This is a genomic window from Streptomyces kebangsaanensis (assembly GCF_001906585.1).
Taxonomy (GTDB): Bacteria; Actinomycetota; Actinomycetes; order Streptomycetales; family Streptomycetaceae; genus Streptomyces; species Streptomyces kebangsaanensis.
In genome coordinates, this window is sequence record NZ_JUJA01000167.1 from 153,574 (window position 1) to 161,512 (window position 7,939).

At 70.7% G+C, this 7,939-nt stretch carries 6 protein-coding genes; 5 read left to right on the forward strand and 1 reads right to left on the reverse strand.

Annotated features, from left to right (window positions below):
* Window positions 1-29: 29 nt before the first annotated feature.
* On the reverse strand, window positions 30-986 hold the full coding sequence (locus RH94_RS35510; protein ID WP_073952411.1) for a heme o synthase: 957 nt from the start codon (window positions 984-986) through the stop codon (window positions 30-32).
* A gap of 361 nt (window positions 987-1,347) precedes the next feature.
* Between RH94_RS35510 and tkt the strand changes: the two genes are divergently transcribed.
* From tkt to pgl, 5 genes are read left to right on the forward strand one after another with little or no spacing between them, the layout of a single operon-like run.
* A complete protein-coding gene (gene tkt, locus RH94_RS35515) occupies window positions 1,348-3,450 on the forward strand; it encodes a transketolase (protein ID WP_073952412.1) in 2,103 nt (700 codons plus the stop codon).
* Between the two features lie 34 nt (window positions 3,451-3,484).
* A complete protein-coding gene (tal, locus tag RH94_RS35520) occupies window positions 3,485-4,603 on the forward strand; it encodes a transaldolase (RefSeq protein ID WP_073952413.1) in 1,119 nt (372 codons plus the stop codon).
* 5 nt (window positions 4,604-4,608) lie between these two features.
* Window positions 4,609-6,147: a glucose-6-phosphate dehydrogenase gene (zwf, locus tag RH94_RS35525; RefSeq protein WP_073952414.1), complete on the forward strand. Its 1,539-nt coding sequence runs from the start codon at window positions 4,609-4,611 to the stop codon at window positions 6,145-6,147.
* Complete coding sequence (gene opcA, locus RH94_RS35530) at window positions 6,144-7,148, forward strand: glucose-6-phosphate dehydrogenase assembly protein OpcA (protein ID WP_073952415.1); 1,005 nt, start codon at window positions 6,144-6,146, stop codon at window positions 7,146-7,148. The genes zwf and opcA overlap by 4 nt, the downstream gene beginning before the upstream one ends.
* Complete coding sequence (pgl, locus tag RH94_RS35535; protein ID WP_073952416.1) at window positions 7,145-7,927, forward strand: 6-phosphogluconolactonase; 783 nt, start codon at window positions 7,145-7,147, stop codon at window positions 7,925-7,927. Before opcA ends, pgl begins: the two co-directional genes overlap by 4 nt.
* The last annotated feature ends 12 nt before the right edge of the window (window positions 7,928-7,939 follow it).

The following is a 7,939-nucleotide window of genomic DNA, read 5'->3' on the forward strand; positions in this document are numbered from 1 at the left end:
CCCGGGAAACCGTGGGACCGTACGGGACCTCAGCTCAGGAACGGGTCCACCGCCACCGCCACGAACAGCAGCGAGACGTAGGTGATGGACCAGTGGAACAGCCGCATCTCCTTCAGCTTCGCGCCCGTCACCTCGGCCTTGGCCCGGTTCTGCAGGGCGTGCGCCTCCCACAGCCACCAGCCGCCCGCCGCGAGCGCCACCGTCGTGTAGAACCAGCCGGTGTAGCCGAGCGGGGTCAGCAGCAGCGAGACCGCCACCATCACCCAGCTGTAGACCACGATCTGCCGGGCGACCACCTTGTTGGAGGCGATGACCGGCAGCATCGGCACGCCCACGCGCGCGTAGTCCTCGCGGACCTTCATCGACAGCGGCCAGTAGTGCGGCGGCGTCCAGAAGAAGATGACGAGGAAGAGGACGACCGGCGCCCAGGACAGCGAGTTGGTGACCGCGGACCAGCCGATCAGCACCGGCATGCAGCCGGCGATGCCGCCCCACACGATGTTCTGCGCCGTGCGCCGCTTGAGGATCATCGTGTAGACGACGACGTAGAAGAGAAGCGCTCCGAGCGACAGCCACGCCGACAGCCAGTTGACGGCGAGGCCGAACAGCAGCGTGGAGACGACCGCCAGCGTGATCCCGAAGACGAGGCACTCGCGCGGGCTGACCATGCCGGTCACCAGCGGCCGCTGCGAGGTGCGGTCCATGAGCGCGTCGATGTCGCGGTCGATGTACATGTTCAGCGCGTTGGCACCGCCCGCGGACAGGTAGCCGCCGACGCAGGTGAGCAGCACCAGCGTCAGGTCGGGCACACCCTGCTGCGCCAGGAACATCACCGGAACGGTGGTGATCAGCAGCAGCTCGATGATCCGCGGCTTGGTCAGCGCCACGAACGCCTTGACACGGGCCCCGAACGGCCGGCGGCTCGGCTTCTGGCTCGCATCGAGCACCACCCCCGCTGGACGGGATTCGACGGCCGTCACGCACACCCCTGACAGAGACATCCCAGCGAGCCCGGACCGTGTGAGTGCACGGTGAGGACTCGCGCGTACCACGCCACTGTAGACGTTGCCCAGATCCGGACATTCGCGGGGGTGGGGTCGTGTTGGCGCGGGCCCCTGGCGAGCTCGATTGAGCGATCGGGTGAACGGTTGCGTATTGAGTTGCCGAACACCGTTCTGGCCGGTCGGGAAGCGGATAGTGAACAGTCCCGGCGGTCTGGATCGACTCGAAAAAACGCACGTCCCCACGGGGGTAGGCTCGACAAAGGCCCGCCGACGCCGAGAACGCCGGCAGCCGGTGCGCGCGGCGCACCAGCATCCGACTTGTGGAGAGGAGCCCTGACCCAGGGTGAGTACCAAGCCGACCACCACAGACTTCGAGTGGACCGAGTTGGACCAGCGCGCGGTGGACACCGCACGCCTCCTGGCCGCCGATGCCGTACAGAAGGTCGGCAACGGCCATCCCGGCACGGCGATGAGCCTGGCTCCCGCCGCCTACACCCTCTTCCAGAAGGTGATGCGGCACGACCCGGCCGACCCCCAGTGGGTGGGGCGCGACCGCTTCGTGCTGTCCGCCGGCCACTCCTCCCTGACCCTCTACACCCAGCTGTACCTGGCCGGCTTCGGTCTGGAGCTGGACGACCTCAAGTCCTTCCGGACCTGGGGCTCCAGGACGCCGGGTCACCCGGAGTACGGGCACACGCCGGGCGTGGAGACCACGACCGGCCCGCTCGGCCAGGGTGTCGCCAACGCGGTGGGCATGGCGATGGCCGCCCGCTACGAGCGCGGCCTGTTCGACCCGCAGGCCCCGGCCGGCGAGTCCCCGTTCGACCACTTCGTCTACTGCGTCGCGGGCGACGGCTGCCTGCAGGAGGGCATCTCCGCGGAGGCGTCCTCGCTGGCCGGCCACCAGAAGCTCGGCAACCTGATCCTGCTGTGGGACGACAACCACATCTCGATCGAGGGCGACACCGAGACCGCCGTCTCGGAGGACACGGCTCTGCGGTACGAGGCCTACGGCTGGCACGTGCAGCGCGTGGAGCCGAAGGAGAACGGCGACCTCGACCCGCGGGCGATCTTCGCGGCGATCGAGGAGGCCAAGGCCGTCACCGACCGGCCGTCCTTCATCGCCATGCGCTCGATCATCGCCTGGCCGGCCCCGAACGCGCAGAACACCGAGGCCTCGCACGGCTCGGCGCTGGGCGAGGACGAGATCGCGGCCACCAAGCGGCTCCTCGGCTTCGACCCCGAGCAGCACTTCGAGGTCTCCGACGAGGTGCTCGGCCACACCCGGCAGGCCGTGGAGCGCGGCCGGCAGGCCCGGGCGGAGTGGGAGAAGTCCTTCCAGTCCTGGCGCGGGGCCAACGCCGAGCGGGCCGCCGAGTACGACCGCGTCGCCGAGGCGGAGCTGCCCACCGGCTGGGACGAGAAGATCCCGGTGTTCGAGACGGGCAAGGGCGTGGCCACGCGCGCGGCGTCCGGCAAGGTGCTCCAGGCCCTCGGCGAGGTGATCCCGGAGCTGTGGGGCGGCTCGGCCGACCTGGCCGGCTCGAACAACACGACGATCGACAAGACCTCGTCGTTCCTGCCCGAGGGCAACCCGCTGCCGGAGGCGGACCCGTACGGGCGCACGATCCACTTCGGCATCCGTGAGCACGCGATGGCCGCGACGATGAACGGCATCACGCTGCACGGCAACACCCGCGTCTACGGCGGCACCTTCCTGGTGTTCTCCGACTACATGCGCAACGCGGTGCGCCTGTCCGCGCTGATGCACCTCCCGGTGACGTACGTGTGGACGCACGACTCCATCGGTCTGGGCGAGGACGGCCCGACCCACCAGCCGGTCGAGCACCTGGCCTCGCTGCGCGCCATCCCGGGCCTGAACATCGTCCGCCCGGCCGACGCCAACGAGACCGCGATCGCCTGGCGCGAGATCCTGCGCCGCTGGACCAAGGAGTTCGGCAAGGGCGCCCCGCACGGTCTGGCGCTCACCCGCCAGGGCGTGCCGACGTACGAGCCCAACGACGACACCGCGCGCGGCGGGTACGTGATGTTCGAGGCAGAGGGGCCCGACGGGCAGAACACCGAGGCGCAGGTCATCCTGATCGCCACCGGCTCCGAGGTGCACGTGGCGGTCGAGGCGCGCGAGCGGCTGCAGGCCGCGGGCGTTCCCACGCGGGTCGTGTCCATGCCGTCCGTGGAGTGGTTCGAGGAGCAGGACCAGGGGTACCGGGACAGCGTGCTGCCGCCGGCCGTCCGGGCGCGCGTCGCGGTCGAGGCGGGCGTCGGGCTCACCTGGCACAAGTACGTGGGAGACGCCGGCCGGATCGTCTCCCTGGAGCACTTCGGGGCTTCGGCCGACGCCAAGACCCTCTTCCGCGAGTACGGCTTCACCGCCGAGAACGTGGCCGCCCAGGCCCGGGAATCCCTCGCCGCCGCCCAGCGCTGACGCTCATATACGACACGTAGGAGATGCATTTTCCATGACAGACGCACTCAAGCGCCTTTCCGACGAAGGCGTCGCGATCTGGCTGGACGACCTGTCGCGCAAGCGGATCACGTCCGGCAACCTCGCCGAGCTGATCGACCAGCAGCACGTCGTGGGCGTCACCACCAACCCGACGATCTTCCAGAAGGCGATCTCGCAGGGCGACGGCTACGACCAGCAGCTCTCCGACCTGGCCGCCCGCCGGGTCACCGTCGAAGAGGCCATCCGCATGATCACCACGGCGGACGTCCGGGACGCCGCCGACATCATGCGCCCCGTCTTCGACGCCACCGACGGCCAGGACGGCCGGGTCTCCATCGAGGTCGACCCGCGCCTGGCGCACAACGCCAAGGCGACGGTCGCCGAGGCCCGCCAGCTGGCCTGGCTGGTCGACCGCCCCAACACCCTCATCAAGATCCCGGCCACCCGGGCGGGTCTGCCGGCGATCACCGAGACCATCGCCAACGGCATCAGCGTCAACGTCACGCTGATCTTCTCCCTCGAGCGCTACCGCGCGGTCATGGACGCCTACCTCAGCGGCCTGGAGAAGGCGCGCGAGAAGGGCCTGGACCTTTCCAAGATCCACTCGGTGGCGTCGTTCTTCGTCTCCCGCGTGGACACCGAGATCGACCGGCGCATCGACGAGCTCGGCACCGACGAGGCCAAGGCGCTGCGCGGCAAGGCGGGCGTGGCCAACGCGCGCCTGGCCTACCAGGCGTACGAGGAGGTCATCGGCTCCGACCGGTGGAGCGCGCTGGAGCGGGAGGGCGCGAACAGGCAGCGTCCGCTCTGGGCGTCGACCGGGGTGAAGGACAAGGCGTACAAGGACACCATGTACGTCGAGGAGCTGGTGGCGCCGAACACGGTGAACACCATGCCCCAGGCCACGCTGGAGGCCACCGAGGAGCACGGCGAGATCCGCGGCGACGCCGTCAGGGGCACCTACGAGCAGGCCCGTGCCGACCTGGACGCGCTGGAGAGGCTCGGCATCTCCTACGACGACGTGGTCCAGGTCCTGGAGGACGAGGGCGTCGAGAAGTTCGAGGCGTCCTGGAACGACCTGCTGAAGTCGACCGAGGCGGAGCTGGAGCGCCTCGCCCCCGCGGAGGGCTGAGGACCTTGGCGCCCCTTCCCGTCACCGGAGCGAACCCGCTCCGTGACCCCGCCGACCGACGGCTCCCGCGTATCGCGGGGCCGTCGGGCCTGGTCATCTTCGGTGTCACGGGCGACCTGTCGCGCAAGAAGCTGATGCCCGCCGTCTACGACCTCGCCAACCGGGGTCTGCTGCCGCCGGGCTTCTCGCTGGTCGGCTTCGCCCGCCGCGACTGGGAGCACGAGGACTTCGCCCAGGTGGTGCACGACGCCGTCAAGGAGCACGCGCGCACGCCGTTCCGCGAGGAGGTCTGGCAGCAGCTCCTGCAGGGCATGCGCTTCGTGCAGGGCACCTTCGACGACGACGAGGCGTTCGAACGGCTGCGCGGGACGATCGAGGAGCTGGACAAGGCGCAGGGCACGGGCGGCAACTTCGCCTTCTACCTGTCGGTGCCGCCGAGGTCCTTCCCCGTCGTCATCCAGCAGCTGAAGAAGCACGGCCTGGCCGACCAGACGTCCGGCTCCTGGCGGCGCGCGGTCATCGAGAAGCCGTTCGGCCACGACCTGAGGTCGGCCGAGCAGCTCAACAAGGTCGTGCACGAGGTCTTCGCCCCGGACCAGGTCTTCCGCATCGACCACTACCTGGGCAAGGAGACCGTCCAGAACATCCTGGCGCTGCGCTTCGCCAACACGATGTTCGAACCGATCTGGAACCGGTCCTTCGTGGACCACGTGCAGATCACCATGGCCGAGGACATCGGCATCGGCGGCCGGGCCGGCTACTACGACGGCATCGGCGCCGCCCGGGACGTCATCCAGAACCACCTGCTGCAGCTGCTCGCGCTGACCGCGATGGAGGAGCCCGCCTCCTTCGACGCGGACGCGCTGGCCGCGGAGAAGACCAAGGTGCTCGGCGCGGTGAAGCTGCCCAAGGACCTGGGCAGGTCCACGGTGCGCGGGCAGTACGCGGCCGGCTGGCAGGGCGGCGAGAAGGTGATCGGCTACCTCGAGGAAGAGGGCATAGACAAGCAGTCGAAGACCGACACCTACGCGGCCATCAAGCTGGGGATCGACAACCGCCGCTGGGCAGGTGTCCCCTTCTACCTGCGCACCGGCAAGCGGCTGGGCCGCCGGGTCACCGAGATCGCGGTCGTCTTCCAGCGGGCGCCGCACTCCCCCTTCGACACCTCGGCCACCGAGGAACTCGGGCAGAACGCCATCGTCATCCGGGTCCAGCCGGACGAGGGCGTCACCGTCCGCTTCGGCTCCAAGGTGCCGGGCACGTCGATGGAGATCCGGGACGTGTCGATGGACTTCGCCTACGGCGAGTCCTTCACGGAGTCCAGCCCGGAGGCGTACGAGCGGCTGATCCTGGACGTACTGCTCGGCGACTCCAACCTCTTCCCGCGCACCGAGGAGGTCGAGCTGTCCTGGGAGATCCTCGACCCGATCGAGCAGTACTGGGACAAGCACGGCAGGCCCGCGCAGTACCCGTCGGGGACGTGGGGGCCCACCGAGGCGGACGAGATGCTCGCACGAGACGGACGGAGCTGGCGCAGGCCATGAAGATAGACCTGACCGACACCACGTCCAGCAAGATCAACAAGGCGCTGGTGCGGGGCCGCCGGGCGATCGGCACCCCGGCCGTCGGCATGGTGCTCACCCTCGTCATCGTCACCGACGAGGAGAACGCCTACGACGCGCTGAAGGCCGCCGGCGACGCCTCGCGCGAGCACCCCTCGCGCCTGCTGGTGGTCATCAGGCGGGTCTCGCGCACGCTCCGCGACCGCACGTCCTCGCGGCTGGACGCCGAGGTGCGGGTGGGCGCGGACGCGGGCACCGGCGAGACGGTGGTGCTGCGGCTGTACGGCGAGGTCGCCGACCACGCCCAGTCGGTGGTGCTGCCGCTGCTGCTGCCCGACGCGCCGGTCGTCGTGTGGTGGCCGGTGAACGCCCCGCTGGACCCGGCCCAGGACCCGCTGGGCGCCCTGGCGCAGCGCCGGGTCACCGACACCTACACCTCCGAGCAGCCGGTGCGGGAGCTCTCGGCCCGCGCCCAGGCGTACACGCCGGGTGACACGGACCTGTCGTGGACCCGGATCACGCCCTGGCGCTCGATGCTGGCCGCCGCCCTCGACCAGGTCACCTGCGAGGTCAGGGCCGTGGAGGTGGAGGGCGAGGAGTCCAACCCGAGCTGCGAGCTGCTGGCGATGTGGCTCGCGGACCGGCTGGACGTGCCGGTGAAGCGCTCCCAGTCCGCCGGGCCGGGGCTGACCGCGGTCCGGATGGAGACCAGCTGCGGCCCGATCGCCCTGGACCGGGCCGACGGCCGCCTGGCGACCCTGTCCATCCACGGGCAGCCGGAGCGCGCGGTGGCGCTGAAGCGGCGCGACACGGCCGAGCTGATCGCGGAGGAGCTGCGCCGGCTGGACCCGGACGACACGTACGCCTCGGCGCTGAGGTTCGGCGTGGAGAAGCTGAACGCTCCCCCGGCACCCCCCACACCTGCGGCAGCCGCGAAAAAACCGCTCGCGGTGCCCGTACCGAAGGAGGATGCGGCGAAGTGAGCACCCCGCAGCTGGTCGTCCACCGGGACAAGGAGCTGATGGCACAGGCCGCCGCGGCCCGCCTGATCACCCGGATCGTGGACGCGCAGGCGTCCACGGGCTCGGCGTCCGTCGTCCTCACCGGCGGCCGCAACGGCAACGGTGTGCTGGCCGCCCTGGCGGCCGCGCCCGCCCGGGACGCGATCGACTGGGGCCGTCTGGACCTGTGGTGGGGCGACGAGCGGTTCCTGCCGGAGGGCGACCCGGAGCGCAACGTCACCCAGGCCCGCGAGGTCCTGCTGGACTCCGTGCCCCTGGACCCCAAGCGCGTGCACGCCATGCCCGCGTCGGACGGTCCTCACGGCGCGGACGTGGAGGCGGCGGCGGAGGCCTACGCCGAGGAGCTGGCCCGCGCGGCCGGCCCCGAGAACCACGGCGCGGTCCCGACGTTCGACGTGCTGATGCTGGGCGTGGGCCCGGACACCCACGTGGCGTCCCTCTTCCCCGAGCACCCCGGGGTACGGGAGACGGAACGCACGGTCATCGGCGTCCACGGCTCCCCGAAACCGCCCCCCACCCGCGTCTCCCTCACCCTCCCCGCCATCCGCTCGGCCCGCGAGGTCTGGCTGCTGGCGGCGGGCGAGGACAAGGCGAACGCGGTGGCCATGGCCCTCTCGGGCGCGGGTGAGATCCAGGCCCCGGCCGCCGGCGCGTACGGCCGGGCCCGCACCCTGTGGCTCCTGGACACCCCGGCGGCCTCGCAGCTGCCGAGGTCGCTGTATCCGCCGGCGTCGGCGTAGAAGTACGGAAAG

Bases quoted from the DNA above. Each gene is read 5' to 3' on its own strand.
- tal (WP_073952413.1), top strand. From the start codon at position 3,485: ATGACAGACGCACTCAAGCGCCTTTCCGACGAAGGCGTCGCGATCTGG.
- opcA (WP_073952415.1), top strand. From the start codon at position 6,144: ATGAAGATAGACCTGACCGACACCACGTCCAGCAAGATCAACAAGGCG.